Annotated in this window: 15 protein-coding genes; 1 reads left to right on the top strand and 14 read right to left on the bottom strand. The window is 70.8% G+C overall.

What is annotated here, in order from left to right; genetic code table 11:
• Positions 1-85: 85 nt before the first annotated feature.
• The 12 genes from ACWD4O_RS22140 to ACWD4O_RS22195 all read right to left on the bottom strand — a co-directional run bounded on the left by ACWD4O_RS22140 (position 86) and on the right by ACWD4O_RS22195 (position 11358).
• Positions 86-541, bottom strand: a complete 456-nt coding sequence (locus ACWD4O_RS22140; RefSeq protein ID WP_451282099.1) for an ATP-binding protein — start codon at positions 539-541, stop codon at positions 86-88.
• Positions 542-573: 32 nt separating this feature from the next.
• On the bottom strand, positions 574-1311 hold the full coding sequence (locus ACWD4O_RS22145; protein WP_451282101.1) for a hypothetical protein: 738 nt from the start codon (positions 1309-1311) through the stop codon (positions 574-576).
• Positions 1311-2504, bottom strand: coding sequence for a hypothetical protein (locus tag ACWD4O_RS22150; RefSeq protein ID WP_451282103.1), 1194 nt, complete (start codon positions 2502-2504; stop codon positions 1311-1313). Before ACWD4O_RS22150 ends, ACWD4O_RS22145 begins: the two co-directional genes overlap by 1 nt.
• Entirely contained in the window at positions 2501-3610 is a 1110-nt protein-coding gene (locus ACWD4O_RS22155; RefSeq protein WP_451282105.1) for a hypothetical protein, read from the bottom strand. Before ACWD4O_RS22155 ends, ACWD4O_RS22150 begins: the two co-directional genes overlap by 4 nt.
• Before the next feature lie 32 nt (positions 3611-3642).
• Positions 3643-4833 (bottom strand): hypothetical protein, encoded by a 1191-nt coding sequence (locus ACWD4O_RS22160; protein ID WP_451282107.1) that lies wholly within the window; start codon positions 4831-4833, stop codon positions 3643-3645.
• 104 nt (positions 4834-4937) lie between these two features.
• Positions 4938-6155, bottom strand: coding sequence for a hypothetical protein (locus ACWD4O_RS22165; protein ID WP_451282109.1), 1218 nt, complete (start codon positions 6153-6155; stop codon positions 4938-4940).
• 102 nt (positions 6156-6257) lie between these two features.
• Entirely contained in the window at positions 6258-7178 is a 921-nt protein-coding gene (locus tag ACWD4O_RS22170; RefSeq protein WP_451282111.1) for a phage distal tail protein, read from the bottom strand.
• Between the two features lie 25 nt (positions 7179-7203).
• The gene (locus ACWD4O_RS22175) at positions 7204-8490 is read right to left on the bottom strand and encodes a tape-measure protein (protein ID WP_451282113.1); all 1287 of its coding nucleotides are present in this window, start codon (positions 8488-8490) and stop codon (positions 7204-7206) included.
• The gene (locus ACWD4O_RS22180) at positions 8487-9680 is read right to left on the bottom strand and encodes a phage tail protein (protein ID WP_451282115.1); all 1194 of its coding nucleotides are present in this window, start codon (positions 9678-9680) and stop codon (positions 8487-8489) included. Before ACWD4O_RS22180 ends, ACWD4O_RS22175 begins: the two co-directional genes overlap by 4 nt.
• A gap of 34 nt (positions 9681-9714) precedes the next feature.
• A complete protein-coding gene (locus ACWD4O_RS22185) occupies positions 9715-10557 on the bottom strand; it encodes a hypothetical protein (protein ID WP_451282117.1) in 843 nt (280 codons plus the stop codon).
• Between the two features lie 84 nt (positions 10558-10641).
• Positions 10642-11070, bottom strand: coding sequence for a DUF3592 domain-containing protein (locus tag ACWD4O_RS22190; RefSeq protein ID WP_451282119.1), 429 nt, complete (start codon positions 11068-11070; stop codon positions 10642-10644).
• Positions 11071-11148: 78 nt separating this feature from the next.
• Positions 11149-11358 carry a hypothetical protein gene (locus tag ACWD4O_RS22195; RefSeq protein WP_451282121.1) on the bottom strand — a complete coding sequence of 70 codons (210 nt, stop codon included), beginning with the start codon at positions 11356-11358 and terminating at the stop codon, positions 11149-11151.
• 315 nt (positions 11359-11673) lie between these two features.
• Between ACWD4O_RS22195 and ACWD4O_RS22200 the strand changes: the two genes are divergently transcribed.
• The gene (locus ACWD4O_RS22200) at positions 11674-12630 is read left to right on the top strand and encodes a hypothetical protein (RefSeq protein WP_451282122.1); all 957 of its coding nucleotides are present in this window, start codon (positions 11674-11676) and stop codon (positions 12628-12630) included.
• Between the two features lie 475 nt (positions 12631-13105).
• Here ACWD4O_RS22200 and ACWD4O_RS22205 read toward each other — a convergent pair whose 3' ends face one another.
• Both ACWD4O_RS22205 and ACWD4O_RS22210 read right to left on the bottom strand, forming a co-directional pair.
• Positions 13106-13492, bottom strand: coding sequence for a hypothetical protein (locus ACWD4O_RS22205; protein WP_451282166.1), 387 nt, complete (start codon positions 13490-13492; stop codon positions 13106-13108).
• 65 nt (positions 13493-13557) lie between these two features.
• On the bottom strand, positions 13558-13848 hold the full coding sequence (locus ACWD4O_RS22210) for a hypothetical protein (RefSeq protein ID WP_351903841.1): 291 nt from the start codon (positions 13846-13848) through the stop codon (positions 13558-13560).
• Between the last annotated feature and the right edge of the window lie 3 nt (positions 13849-13851).

Here is a 13851-nt window from a genome sequence, read left to right on the forward strand (position 1 = left end):
CATGAGAAAACCCCGGCCGGCGGGGGAGCGGCTCGGGGCGGGGTGGGGTGTCGGTGTCGGGTCGGTGCTGTCGGCGGGCAGGACCTCAGACGACGATGTCCGTGTCCGTGTCGGTGTCCGCGTCGGTCTCGGTGTCGGTCTCGGTGTCGGGCTCGGGGTCCGTGGCGGTGTCGTCCCCGTCGTCCGGTTGCCACTGGGCGCACAGGGCGGCGTACGCGGCCGTGTTGGTGCCGAAGTCGGCCAGGGCCGCGGCGACCGCGCGCTGGATCGCCGTCCGGTCGGGGACGACCGGGGCCGTGCCGACGGGCATCACGGTGATCCGGCCGTAGCCGCGCAGGACGGCGCCGCCCGCGCCGCTCCGGGTGAACTGGGCGGTGATGTTGACGGCCGAGTAGGTGCCGGTGATCGAGTCGGGCCCGATGGTCGAGCTGAGGCTGGTGTCGGAGACGTTGACGTGGATCGTGTGGCCGCCCTCGGTGAGGGTGGCCCGGCCCGCGTAGTCGATCGCGAGGCCCCAGGGCTGGGTGGGGTCGATGTCCATGGAGGTGCTGCCTTCCTCGGTCGCGCCGTGGGTCAGGTCTGGCGGCCGTGCATGAGGGTCGGGGTCGCGTAGACGGTGCCGGACGTGGTGACGATGGCCTGGATCTCCACCGTGACCGTGCCGGTGAACGCCGTGGAGAAGGTGGTGGCGACCACGTCGGTGTAGTCGAACTCGACGCCGGCGGTGACCGTGGGACCCCACTGGACGCTGTTGACGAGCACCCGGACCTGGCCGGCCCCGCCGGAACTGACGCTGGTGCTCACCCGGAGCCGCATCTTCGGCTGCCAGACCGGGTTGTACGACCTCGCGATCGTCGTCCAGGCCGTCGACGTGGACTGCGGCCAGCGTGCCGGCGTGGTGTCCTGCGGCGGCAGCATGGTCAGCCAGGGCCGGGCCAGGCCGCCGGTGTTGACGTCGTCGGAGATGATCTCCCGGTTGCCGTTGTCGTAGATCCGCAGCGGCTGGAGCGAGCCGGCGCTGCTGTCGCCGTTGAACAGGGTCATGGCGAGGCTGCCGGTCTGGCGGTGGATCTCCAGGCCGTACTCCTCGCCCTTCCAGGAGCCGACCCGGAACATCGGCTCCTCGGTGTTGGGCCGCTGGACCACGAAGGTGCCGCCGTCGGTCACCTTCAGGGCGCCGTCCTTGATCTCCACCTCGCCGCCGGTGATCGTGTTGAGCGCGGGCCGGGTGTTCACGGCGGTGGACAGCTGCTGGATGCGGCGTTCCATCTGGGTGAGCCGGTCGATGATGTCTTCGGGGAGCTGGGGCATCAGACCTCCTCCAGGTAGAGCTCGGCGGTGTCCGGGCGGCCGCGCTGGGCCGGGCTGACCTTGACGCCGACGATCCGGTAGCGGGCGTCCAGGCCCTCGGTCCACCACTCGTCGGTGATCCGCAGCCGGACGGTGCGGCCCAGCAGCGCGGACGGCACCAGGTCGTCGAGGCGGACGCTGATCTCGGGGATCACCACCGCGCCGACGCCCTCGGCGAGTTCGGCGTTGGCCAGCGAGCGCAGGACCGGGATGCTGGCGATGTCGTTGTGGTCCGAGGCGAGGTCGATGCGCGGGTAGCCGACCTTGATCAGGTTCGTGCCGACGGGGATGTCGGCGTCGGCGAACAGCGGGCGGGACTCCACGGCCTGGTTGGTGTTGTCGGTGGCGCCGCGGGCCCGGGCGGTGGTGCCGCCGCGGGTGGCGTCGCGCGGGAAGGTGTACGACAGGATCGTGCCGGGCCGGTCCATCACCAGGTCGGTGGTGCCGGTGGTGATCTTCGGGCTGCCCAGCCGCAGCCGGCGGACGCGGGTGCCGGTGACCGGGTCGCGGTAGACGGCGATGTAGTGCTCGAAGCCGTTCTCCAGGGCGGCGAGTGCGTCGATCGCCTCCAGGTAGACGGTCTCGTCGCCGTCGCGGTACGACACCGCGCGCTTGGCCGGGGAGGACTCGGTGCCGAAGGTGACGCCGATGTCGCCGCCGACGACGGTGGTGACGTCGCCCTCTTCACCCCGGCCCTCGGGCGCCCCGTCGCCGTCGTCGTCGTCGGCCACCTCGACGAGCTCGCCGGTCTGGAGGTGCCGCCACAGCCGTCGCGCGACCTCCAGTTGGTCGTCGGTCCCGGTGAACGTGAGGTCCTGGCGGATGCGGCGGCGGCCCGCGTAGGACTCGAAGGTGGCCGCCTGGATGCCGAGGGTGAGCACACCGCGGTCGTCGCTCTGCAGGGTGGACGTCCAGATGATGCCGCCCCACCACAGGTCGTTGCCGCGCTGGAGGTAGACCGCGGTGCGGCCCTCCTCGATGCGGCGGACCCGGGCGGCCACCTCCGCGTTGGGGACCGGGACGGTGCCGGAGAGGGATCCCGGCTTGCCGATGTAGTCGTCGACGGTGACGTCCCGCAGGGGCAGGATGTCGATGGTGTCGTCGGTGCGCAGATCGCAGAAGATCGCCCGGTACGGCGTGGTGGTGGTCGTCATGACGCGGCCTCGTAGGTGGCGGTGCCCCGGACGGCCTGGCCGCTGGCCCAGGTCCACGGCGTCAGGGAGTCCACGGTGCCCCAGGTGGGCGTGACGATGGCGGTGGCGTCGGGCCGGCCCGAGGCGATGCCCAGCTCGAAGGTGTCGGTCGTGGCGAGGTAGATCCGGCACATGGCACGCGCGCCGTTGGAGGCGCCCACCTCGGCCCAGCCGGCCATCTGGTGGACGGCCGACGCGGACGCCGGCAGCCCGAACCGCCAGTTGTCCGAGGTGAGGGGGCTGGTGCCGAAGTTGGTCGTGGTGCCGAACTGGATCGAGAAGCTGAGGTGCACGGTGGTGCCGAACTTGACGTACCGGCAGTTGAGGACGGAGTTGCCGTACGACGGGGTGGCCAGGCCGGAACCGGTCGTCCAGCCCGGCGTCCAGCTCTGCCAGGTCGGCAGCACCGGGTAGTCGGTCCAGGCGGTGCCGCTCCAGCGCTGGAGCTGGCCGCCCAGGTCCCGGTACTGGCCGGGGTAGGCGCCGCCCGTGGTGTCGGTGACCACCGGGAGGATGCCGCCGACGCCGACCGTGGCCGTCCGGCGGTCGGTCGTCGAACTCCAGGCGATGCCGCCGGTGCCGGCGCTCGCCTTGGCCGCCACGGGGACCTGGTACAGCGGCAGGCACAGACCGGGCAGGGGGGGTAGGACCGGGGCGGCGGCCGGGGTGCCCGGGACGATCTCGACGACGGCCTCGGTGCGGCTGCCGGTGGTCGAGGCGTCGTAGACGTCGTCGTAGATCCGCAGGACGACGACGTCGATGCGGCTGTACAGGGGATCGCCGTCGGCGAACGTCAGAGGCACGTACTCGGTGAGGGCGACCGGGTAGGCGCCCCGGACGTCGGTGCTCTGAAGCACGGCACGGCCGGGGCTGACCGTGGCGGACATGCTGTTCGACGTGCCCGTGAGGGTGAAGCCGGCGATGCGGTAGAGGCCTTCGGAGGAGCCCGGCAGCACACCGGAGCGGGTGGCGACCGGCGAGGTGGGCGTCAGGGCGCCGAGCGAGACGAGGCGGGTGTCCTCGCGTGACTGGCTGTCGGGGGACAGCCATCCGGAGCGCACGGGCATGATCGACTCCTTTTCGGGAAGCGGAGAGAGGGTCAGGCGATCGGGTCGACGCGGATGAACAGGTTGTCGAACCAGGCGTTGACGGTGGCGCTGGACGACCGGTGCATCGCGGTGATCGTGTAGGTCGAGCCGACGGTGAGGGAGCCCAGGCGCAGTTGGGTCGAGACCGACTTGTAGAGCGCGCCCGAGCCCGACGCGGCCCGCTCGTCGTCCGCCGCCCAGATCACCGTCGTACCGAGCGTGACCTGCGGGGACATATGCGCGGACACGGACTCGCTGCTCGTGGTGGCCATCCGGGCGCCCAGACTGATGATCACGGCGCCGGACGGCGGGGCGACGAAGGTGAGCGTGAGCGCGGCGACGCTCGTGTCGACCAGGGCGGCCGTGTAGGTCGTCGAGGCCGTGTAGCCGGCGTCGAGCGAGGACGCGAAGGCCGGCCCCGGCACGGCGGGCAGCCAGGCGGCACCGTTCCAGCGCTGGAGCTGTCCGGCGGCGGAGTCCCGGTACTGGCCGGGGTAGCCGCCGGTGGTGAGCACGCCGGCCGGGACGAGCCCGCCGATGCCCTTCGGATACGCCACCCAGGCGGTGGCGTCCCAGCGCTGGAGCGTGCTGTTGACGTCGCGGTAGTGCCCGGGGTAGCCGCCGGGGGCGGTGTCGTCGGAGCGGGTCGGCAGGATGCCGCCCACCGGGACGGTGGTGGGACGCAGGTCGACGCGGGCGCTGTCCCAGTCGATGCCGCCGGAGCCGGCGGCCGCGTTCTTGGCGACGGCGACGGTGAACAGGACGAGGGAGGCGTCCGGGGCGGCGGGTGCGACCGGGGTGGCGGCCGGGGCGCCCTTGACGATCTCCAGGACGGCCTCGGTGCGGCCGGAGCCGTCGTAGTCGTCGTCGTAGATCCGCAGGACGACGAGGTCGATCCGGCCGAACTGGGGGTCGCCGGACTCGAAGGTGAGCGGGACCGGTTCGGTGACGGCGACCGGGTACGCGCCCCGGGCGACGGACGTCTGGATGATCGCCCGGCCGACGCCGACGGTGGCCGTCATACCGCCCGTGGTGCCGTTCAGCCAGAGGCCGGTGACCCGGTACTGGCCGTTCTCGGAGCCGGGCAGGACGCCGGAGCGTCCCTTGATGTCGGTGACCGGGGTGACCGCCCCGATCTGGGTGACCCGGGTGTCCTCCCGGGTCTGGCTGGTGGGCGATAACCAGGCGGAGCGAACGCTCATGGCGTTTCCTTCCAGGTCGGGGCGGGGCGGGTCAGGTCAGGGCGGGCCAGGTCAGGGGTCGGGGCGGGGGTCGGGGCGGGTCGGGAGCGGTTTCGGAGAGGGGATCAGGAGGCCGACTCGTAGGAGCCCCAGATCGACAGGACGTCGCCGGCCTGCCAGGTGTAGGGCACCGACTTCGTCCAGCCCGTGCTCGCCGCGGTCGTGCCCGAGGCGACGGTGAACCTGATGGCCGTGCCGCCGTTGTTCGCCGACAGCTGGGCGGTGCCCTGGAAGAACCGGAAGCCGTTGCTGCTGTAGCCGACGACGTTCAGCAGGATGTCGGTCATCCAGCCGGTGGCCGGTGGGGACGGCAGCGAGATGGACCAGGCGCCGGCCGCGTCCAGTGCGGAGAGGTTGGTCGTCGTGCCGATCGCCAGCCGCACCCGGAGATGGACGAGCGTGCCCAGCTTCACGTACCTGCCGTTGAGAGCGCCGTTGCCGACCACGGGCGCGGCGCCCGTGGACGAGTACCAGACGGGCGTGTAGTTGGCCCAGGTGGGAACGCGTTGGTACGACACCCACGACGAACCGTTCCAGCGCTGCAGGGTGCCGTCGGAACTGTCCCGGTACTGGCCGGTGTAACTGGCCGTGGTGGCCGCGCCGTTCGGGGCGATGCCGCCCAGGGCGCTCGGGTAGCCGACCCAGGCGGAACCGTCCCAGCGCTGCAGCGCGCCGCCGGAGTCGCGGTACTGGCCGGGGTAGGCGCCGTTGCCGGTCTCGCCGACCACGGGCAGGATGCCGCCGACCGCGACGGTGGGCGTGCGGAGGTCGGTGACCTCGTCGTTCCAGTTGACGCCCCCGTTTCCGGCGCTGCTGCCGGCCCGGACCCGGACCTGGTAGACCGGCAGCACGATGCCCAGGAGCTGGGGCACCTCCGGGGCGGCCGCCGGAATGCCCTTGACGATCTCCACCGCGGCCTTGGTGAAGCCGGAGGCGTCGTACTGGTTGTCGTAGATCCGCAGGACGACCACGTCGATCCTGGCGTACGAGGCGTCGCCGTCCGCGAAGGTGAGGGCGATCGGCTCGGCCAGCGTGACCGGGTAGGCGCCCTGGTTGCTGTCGGCCTGGACGACGGCCCGACCCTCGTGGACGGTGGCGGTCATGGTGCCCGCGCCGCCCTCCATCCAGAAGCCCGCGAGCCGGTACAGACCGTCGTAGGAACCGGGCAGGATGCCGGAGCGGACGTCGAGCGGGTTGGCCGGGGTGGTCGCGCCCAACTGGGTCAGGCGGGTGTCCTCGCGGGTCTGGCCGGTCTCGGCCACCCATGAGCTGCGCAGGTTCATCTCCTGGTCTCCTGTGATCTAGGGCCTGTCGTTCGGATCACGCCGCTGACGCTGACGCTGACGCGGGTGCGGCCGGGGCGCGGGTGTGGCCGGGGGCGCCGGTCACCATTCCGCTTCTCGCCAGCGCACGCTCATCTGCGCGCCGGCGCCGTGGGCGTCGGGCCGGAAGGCCAGCTGGGCGCGGCCGGGAGCGAAGGCGAACAGCTCCTCGGGGCTGCTGTCGGCGGCCGCGGTGTGCCGCCGCGACGCGGTGTTGTTGAGAGTGACGGTGCCGGCGGCGGTGTCGACGACGAGCTCGTCCCCGCCGGCCAGCGCGATCTCGTAGCGCAGCCGCTGCGCCGAGGTCCGGTCGGTCACCGTCGGGTTGGCGCACGGGCCGGTGAAGGTGATCACCGGGTGGGTCGGCGCGGAGCCGCCGTTGTCCGCGTTGACGTCTCCGGTGGAGGTCGCCTGTCCCCAGTACAGCGGCCAGGTCAGCGGCCAGGTCAGCCCGCTCTCCGGCTGCGGGGCGCCGGTGACCGCGGTCTGCTCGGTGACCGAGTAGCGGCGCGGGTCGGTGGCGTACCACTGCACGGACGCCCGGGACACGCCCTGCGTGGTGTAGGTCCGGTCGGCGGCCAGCAGCCGCTGGCTGACCCGGGCACGCACGGCCAGCGTCTCGCCGTGCAGCCGCACCGCCAGCCAGCGCTCCGCGTCGCCGAGCAGCAGCGCCTGGCGCAGGATCCGGATCGCGCCGAGCGAGGCGGCGGAGTCGTCCTGCGCCGGGACGGTCCACACCGTGCCGCCGACCCGGCGCGGCTTGGCGTAGCGGGCGCCGGGCCAGGCGCCGTGCGCGGTGGGGTGGTCGGCGTCGGAGGAGTCGTACTCCGGCAGGTCCTCCCAGCCGCTGAGGCCCCCGCGGTCGATCTCGTACAGGGTGCCGGGGCCCATCAGCAGTCCGGCCCACTGCATCTGCCCGTCGCGGGTGATGAGTGAGCCGGGGGCCACATCGTCGGTGTATGCGGTTGTCGTGGTCTCGGCCATCTCGGCCGTCACCTCACTCTCGGGTTCAGGTGCATGCGTGTGCTGCGGCCAGGAAGAGCAGGTCTTCCGCGGTGCCCCGGGCGCCCGTGCCCGCGCTCTCGTGGAACTCCCGGATGCGGTGCGGCTGTCCGGAGCCCCGGGTGCCGCGCCGCCGGGCGAGGGCCCGCTGCCGGTCCAGGGCCGTCAGCGACAGCACCCGGCCCGCGCCCCGGGAGGCGCCGGGGACGGCGATGCCGCCCTCCGCGAGCATCGGGATCTTGTCCAGGTGGACGCCGAACTTCTTGCCGAGGATCGAGAAGCTCAGCGAGTTGAGCTTGTCGATGACCCAGTTGGCGAAGGCGATGAGCCCCTGGATCGGTCCCTTGACCACGCCGGCGACGGTCTGCGTGCCGGTGGTGACGAACTGCCCCATCGCGCCGAGGGTGTTGGAGGTGGCCTCCTTGATCCGGGTGAACATCCGGGGGACGTCCTCGGTGATCCAGTCCAGCGCCGGCTTCACCACGTCCTTGAACCCGCGCCAGACCGACGACACCTTGCCGCTGAGCGCCCGGGTGTCCCCGGTGGTCAGCGCCTTCAGGACGGCGAAACCGGTGCCGATGAGGGTGCCCACGACCGTGAGCGCGGTGGTGATGACGCCGAGGTAGACGGTGACGTACGTGTTCACCGCGCTCGCGACGGCCTTGAGCAGCGGCGTCATGACCGTCAGATAGCCCTCGACGTACTTCAGCACGAGGGTGGCGAGCTGCTCCATCAGCCGCTGACCGGTCTCCGAGTTCATCGCGAGATCGAGCAGCCAACCGGCGACGGGCAGCAGCAGCCCGGTGACGAACCCGATGGGGTTGGCCCGGGTGAGCGCGTTGATGATCAGCATGACGCCGGCGCCGATGGTCATGGCGGTGCCGAAGACGCCCATGAGGTCGCCGACGATGCCGGCGATGTCGATGAAACCGGCGGCGAGGGCGAGCACGCCCAGGCCCGACTTGAGGGCGTCGAGGCCCCGCCGTCCGCCCTTGGCCCGGGCGCCGGCCGAGGTGACGCCGGAGGCGGCGGCGGTGGCGGTCTGCCCGGTCTTCACGACGGAGCGGGAGGCGGCCTCGGCGCCCGTCTTGACCTGACGTACGGAGGCGGCGCCCTGGGACGCGGCGGAACCGATGCCGGCGACGCCGCCGAGCGCGCCCTTGATCCGGCCGACGAGAGACCGCGCCGCGGTGTGGCTCGGCCCCAGTCGGGACCGCAAGGCGTTCATGGCCGGCGCCACTCCGGCGAACAGGTCGGCCGCCCCGGCTCCAGGGGACAGCGCGGCGGCAGTCATCCGCGTGCCTTCGCCAGGAACATCAGCGCGTCGGCGGTGCGCTGCGGGGTGCTGGTCTCGGCCGCGTAGTAGTGCTCGATGTGCAGCGCGCCGCCCGCCCCGGCGGCTCCGGCGTACGCCGGGCCCTGGGCGGCGGCCCGTCGCAGCAGCCGGTCCAGCTTGCTGAGCGGCAGGACGGCCTCCGCCTCACCGGCCTCGGCGAGGATCGCCGGGACACCGCCGGAGCGGGGCATGACGACACCGCCGGTGGCCAGCATGGGGATCCTGGGCAGGCTGACGCCGAAGGTCTTGCCGCCGACGCCGGGCACCCAGCCGGGGATCGACACCTTGATGCCGTTGAGGGCGCCGATCGCGCGGTTGATGATGCCGATGACCGCGTTGATCGGGCCTTTCACCGCGCTCTTGATGCCGTCGAAGGCGCGGCTCGCGATGCCCTTGAGGCCGCCCCAGATGCTGGACAGCTTGTCCTTGACGGCCTTGAAGGCGTTCGGGATCGCGGACTTGACCCAGTTGACGACCGGTGAAATGACGGCCTTGATGCCCTTCCAGACGCCGGAGACGACCGTCTTGATCGCGTTCAGCGCGGTGCTGATGACCTTCTTCCAGATGTTGACGTAGGTCTTGATGACCGTGGCGATGGCCTTGACGACGGCCGAGATCGCCGTCTTGATGCCCGTCCAGATCGACTTGATGAGTTTGGCGGCGTTCTTCATGATCGGCCCGATGGCCTTCATGACGGTGCCGATCACGGTCTTGATGACGCCGAAGGCCGTGCCCAGGACCTTCTGCATGGTCTTCGACTTGGTCGCCATCTCGACGACCTTCTGGATGAGCGGTGCGAGCAGGTCCATGAGCATGCCGAAGAAGTTGCCCTTCATCGACTTGTTCATCTTGTCCTGGCCCTTGGCCGCCTTACCGGCCCCCGACTCGTACTTGCCGAGATTCGTGCCGGCGGTGGAACCGGTCTTCCCGGCCTTGCCGAGCGACTTCTCGGCCTGATCGGAGGCGGTTTTGAGGTCCTTCAGCTCTTTTTCCGCGCCCTGGGCGGCGGTCTTGAACTGCTTGAGCTGTCCTTCCCCGGACTTCGCCTTGTCGCCGACGCTCTTCGCGGCGCTGCCGGCCGAACTCGCCTGGCTCTGGAAGTTCTTGAGTCCGGAGGCTGATCTGTCGAGTGCTCGAACGAGAGACATCCGTTTTCTGGTCCTTTCCCTGTCGCGGTGGCGCTCAGATGCCTGCGAGGGCTTCGCTCAGATCCTTGACGGAGACCCTGAGGTCAGTGACGTCCTTCTTCGCCCCTTTCGGGATCGATGTGTTCTGAGTTCCCGCCGTTCCAGCGGCTTTGATCTTCTGACGAAGGACGTCGACGGCCTGGTTGGCCTTGTCCGCCTCCGCCCGTGCGGCATGGATGTCCCGGTAGATGGGCTGTTCCTTGGACTTCTGGAGGTAGACGGTGTCGAAATGGGAGCGCAGGGTGCTCGGTTTGACCGCCCTCTCGACGCCGTCCAGCCGCTGCTCGACTCCGCGGACCTTGTTCGCGACGTCCTCGACCTCGTCCGGAAGCTTCCGGATCTTCTCCTGAAGCTTTTTCTCGACGTCCTCGGCGTCGTCCTTCAGCTTCTTCTGGTCGATTTCGTTCTGCTTCCGGATGCGGGCTGCCTCTTTGTTGGAGAGGTCGCGGACGAATCCACCGAACCGCTTGGCCCAATTGACGAAGTTATCCCTCTCCAGTTTCTTCCAGAGAGTGACGTCGATCTTCAGGACCTGCATGTCGATCTTGACGAACTGCAGGGAGGCCACCGCTCCCAGGATCATCCATCGCGTCCACTTGATCTTGTCTTGGAGGGTCACGATGTCGGCGGCCGCCGTGGCGGCGCCCTTGCTGAGCTGGGTCTGCTGAGTCTGCAGGTTGGCGATGGGGGCTGTGGCGGTCTCCAGCAGGGTGAGTCGCGTCAGTACGCTGTTCTTGTTGCCCGACGGATAGCTTCCCAGTTCTTTACCGATTTTCCCGATGGTTGTCTCGGCGGTGCCGAGATCCCGGTCGACCTCGGCGGGACTTCGTGTCGCCATTTTCCCTCCCAGAGAACGAGAAAGGTCCGGCTGTGACAGCCGGACCTTTCTCGGGTCTATTTGAGTTCTGTGGTTTCGGTCGCCTCAGAGGATATCGGCGAGGATCACGTAGGTGATGAATCCGGTGCAGGCGGACATGGCGGCCAGGGCGAGGATCTCTGGTGTGCCGAGCTTGTTCGGTTCCAGTGAGGGGAGCGAAATGCTGGTGGGGGACGCCGGATCGTAGACGACCTCGGTGCGGTCGCCCGTCCTCGCGCCCTGCGGCGGGGCCGGCGCCCCTTCCCCCGACTCCGCCTCCAGTTCCGTGCCGTCCGGCAGGGTGAAGGACACCACGGGGTAGTACCGCGGGTGGCCGTCCTCGCTCACGGAGGTCCGGAACCTGATCAACTCGGCTGTCGTCCTGACGCCGCGCATCCGCAGCCGGTACCGGCGCAGCGTCTCGAACGCGAGTACCACACTCATGAGCCCGGTGATCGCGGCGAAGGCGGAGCCCGCCCACTGCTCGGTGGTCATATCCGGACGGTACCGGTCGGCGACAGGTCGAGACGGCCGTTCCGCGGCGATGGATTCCGCGACGCCCGGAGGCGGCGGTTACGGGCGGCGGCCGCGACGGGTCCGTCGCGCCTCGGTCAGGGCGTCCGTCCATCCTGCCGCGTAGGCGCGGGACTCCCGGGCGAGCAGTTCTTCGTACACCCGGTCGAGCACGGCCTCCCGGTCGGGAGGTGTGGTGTGCAGGAGGTGGGCGAGGCGGGTGTAGGTGTCGATCGGCTGCTTCGGGGAGTTGCTCGTGCCAGTCGCCATGTCGGCCTGCTTTCCGGTCTGTCCGCTGGACTGTGGTTCAGGTGGCGCCTAGGGGGCGTTCGAAACGGTTGTTCGAACTAGTGTACGAGTAATCCCGTGGGGTCGTTTGTGTTTGGCGAGGACTGTCCGTCGTTCGGTGGTGCGGACCTGCGGTGATGCAGGATGCGCCCAGAGTGGTGCCAGGTTCGTGGAGTAGGATCCGGCCGAACTTCCTCCGGGTAAGGAGAGGGTGAACAGCCGGGCCCAGCAAGGGAACTGAGGGTCCGCCAAAAACGTTGGACGGTGACGGGCATCCGTCCTCGCGCGGGGGGCGCGATGGGGCCAGGGGACGAGAGCAAGGCCTACGGGGTGGACGGGGACGCGAGCAACGTGCGGCACCAGCATGCGATCGACTGGCTCGAACAAGCCTCCGATCTGCCGCATCTCATCGCGCGGGTCTCGGAGCTGGTCCTGCGTCTCGGCTACGAACCGGACGACCTGGTGGTCCTTCCCCGGAGCGAACTCGACCGGCGCGAACTGGCCGCGTACAGCGCCGGCTGGGCCGACATGGTCGACGAACAGCTGCCCGCCATACGACGCGCGTACGAGGAGCGGATCACCGCCGCCTACCTCCAGGGCCAGGAGGACGCCCGCACCGGCCGCCGTCCGCGCCGGGCCACCCGGCGGGCCGAGGGCGAACGCGAGCAGCATGAGCGCGCGGGCGGGGGTGAGCGGGGCGGCGACGTCATTCCGCTTCCCTATGTCGAGCTGCTGCGCCCCCCGTCCGAACTGACGCGAGTCGAACAGCGCGGGGAACGGGAACGCTCGGTGGCGGACGGAACCCCGCTGCCGACACCGACACCGACACCGACACCGGTGCCGGTGCCTCCGGCGGGGGAGGTCGATGAGGTCCATGAGGGCCAGGACGACGATGTGGTCGGCGGTGGGGGTGAGGCGGAGGCCGGTTCCGGCGCCGAGAGGGAGATCCTGCTCTCCGCCCGCGAGGTGCGGGAGAAGCGCGTGCCGCCCTCGGACCGGCGGCCGGTCGTCCGGCGCAACGGCCGGCCGAGCGTGCCCCCGCTGGCCCTGCCCGGCGACATGGGAGCCGCCGGGCGGGAGCGGGGACGCCGCCAGACCGAGGAGCCCTCGCCGCCCGATGCGCCGGTCGTCCGTGACGACGTCCGGCCCCGGCTCTCCGACAAGGCCCGGGCCCTCGCGGACGAACTGGAGGGCCGGGCGGGCGGCCGGCCCCGGGACGAGGAGAACGGCCCACCGGGCCCCGGCTCCGCTTGAGCGGAACCGGCTGGCCGAGGACCGGCTGGCTGAGGACCGGCTGGCCGAGGCACGGCAGGCGGAGGGCTGACCGGCTGAGGGCCGGCTGGCTGAGGCATGGTCGGCCGAGGATCGGCCGACCGAGGCACGGCAGGCGGAGGGCTGACCGGCTGAGGGCTGACCGGCTGAGGGCTGACCGGCTGAGGGCCGGCTGGCTGAGGCATGGTCGGCCGAGGATCGGCCAGCCGAGGCACGGCAGGCTGAGGGCCGACCGGCTGAGGGCCGACCAGCCGAGGATCGGCCGACCGAGGCACGGCAGGCGGAAGGCCGACCGGCTGAGGGCTGACCGGCCGAGGATCGGCCGACCGAGGCACGGCAGGCGGAAGGCCGACCGGCTGAGGGCCGGTCGGCCGAGGTGCCGCAGGTTGAGGCACGGTCGGCTGGAGAGGGATCAGCCGAGGAACGGTCGGCCGGAGCGTGGTCGGGCGATGGGATGTCAGCCGAAGAAGCGGACCAGTTGGACTGCCGACGGTGTTCCGTCCGGTGCGGTCGCGTTCTGCTCCCGGCCGGTTCCGGTGTCCTCGGCAGGGGCGAGGCGCTCCCCATGGGGGACGTCCTCCTCGTCCTGGGCCGGGCCCGTCGGACGGGGCACCGGGGCCGGTGGCTCCGGCTGGTCTCCCTCCTCCGAGTTGACGCAGGCGAACATCCAGTTCGCGGCCGCCAGATGGTCCACGGCGGCGGCCAGCAGGTGGTCCGTCACCGACCATTCGGCCGCCTCGCCGTGCAGCTCCCGGTTCAGGGCGCTGTCGCGCGGCAACTGCTTGATCAGCACCGTGAGCCGTCGCGCGGTCAGGCGCTCGCGGTGCCAGTCGAGCAGGTCGATCCCGTAATAGCGGAGCAGGTCCGCTTCGAGGGCCTCGGCGTGTTCGTCGACGAACCCGACGAGGCTCAGCCTTCCCCCAGGCCGAGCCCGGTCTCCTTGCCGTAGGCCTCCAGGATCGCGGCGATGTCCTGCATGGTGATCTCGTGCCGCTCGAAGCGGGCGAACTGCTGCTCGCCCATGAGCAGCCCGAGCAGCCCGTCCACGTCGTTGTCGTCGAGCTCCCGCAGCGCCTTCGCGGTGGCGCGGGTCAGCTCCGTGGGCAGGGTGTAGCTCTCGCCGTCGAGCTCGAACGACCAGGTACGGCCGAGGGCTTCGAGGCGCTGGGCGCGGGCGGCGTTGACGTCGAAACGGGCCATGGT

This window comes from Streptomyces sp. NPDC002623, from assembly GCF_053592635.1.

Excerpts from the sequence above, each read along its gene's own strand:
- ACWD4O_RS22140 (WP_451282099.1), bottom strand. The coding sequence starts at position 541 with ATGGACATCGACCCCACCCAGCCCTGGGGCCTCGCGATCGACTACGCG.
- ACWD4O_RS22145 (WP_451282101.1), bottom strand. The coding sequence starts at position 1,311 with ATGCCCCAGCTCCCCGAAGACATCATCGACCGGCTCACCCAGATGGAA.
- ACWD4O_RS22150 (WP_451282103.1), bottom strand. The coding sequence starts at position 2,504 with ATGACGACCACCACCACGCCGTACCGGGCGATCTTCTGCGATCTGCGC.
- ACWD4O_RS22155 (WP_451282105.1), bottom strand. The coding sequence starts at position 3,610 with ATGCCCGTGCGCTCCGGATGGCTGTCCCCCGACAGCCAGTCACGCGAG.
- ACWD4O_RS22160 (WP_451282107.1), bottom strand. The coding sequence starts at position 4,833 with ATGAGCGTTCGCTCCGCCTGGTTATCGCCCACCAGCCAGACCCGGGAG.
- ACWD4O_RS22165 (WP_451282109.1), bottom strand. The coding sequence starts at position 6,155 with ATGAACCTGCGCAGCTCATGGGTGGCCGAGACCGGCCAGACCCGCGAG.
- ACWD4O_RS22170 (WP_451282111.1), bottom strand. The coding sequence starts at position 7,178 with ATGGCCGAGACCACGACAACCGCATACACCGACGATGTGGCCCCCGGC.
- ACWD4O_RS22175 (WP_451282113.1), bottom strand. The coding sequence starts at position 8,490 with ATGACTGCCGCCGCGCTGTCCCCTGGAGCCGGGGCGGCCGACCTGTTC.
- ACWD4O_RS22180 (WP_451282115.1), bottom strand. The coding sequence starts at position 9,680 with ATGTCTCTCGTTCGAGCACTCGACAGATCAGCCTCCGGACTCAAGAAC.
- ACWD4O_RS22185 (WP_451282117.1), bottom strand. The coding sequence starts at position 10,557 with ATGGCGACACGAAGTCCCGCCGAGGTCGACCGGGATCTCGGCACCGCC.
- ACWD4O_RS22190 (WP_451282119.1), bottom strand. The coding sequence starts at position 11,070 with ATGACCACCGAGCAGTGGGCGGGCTCCGCCTTCGCCGCGATCACCGGG.
- ACWD4O_RS22195 (WP_451282121.1), bottom strand. The coding sequence starts at position 11,358 with ATGGCGACTGGCACGAGCAACTCCCCGAAGCAGCCGATCGACACCTAC.
- ACWD4O_RS22200 (WP_451282122.1), top strand. The coding sequence starts at position 11,674 with ATGGGGCCAGGGGACGAGAGCAAGGCCTACGGGGTGGACGGGGACGCG.
- ACWD4O_RS22210 (WP_351903841.1), bottom strand. The coding sequence starts at position 13,848 with ATGGCCCGTTTCGACGTCAACGCCGCCCGCGCCCAGCGCCTCGAAGCC.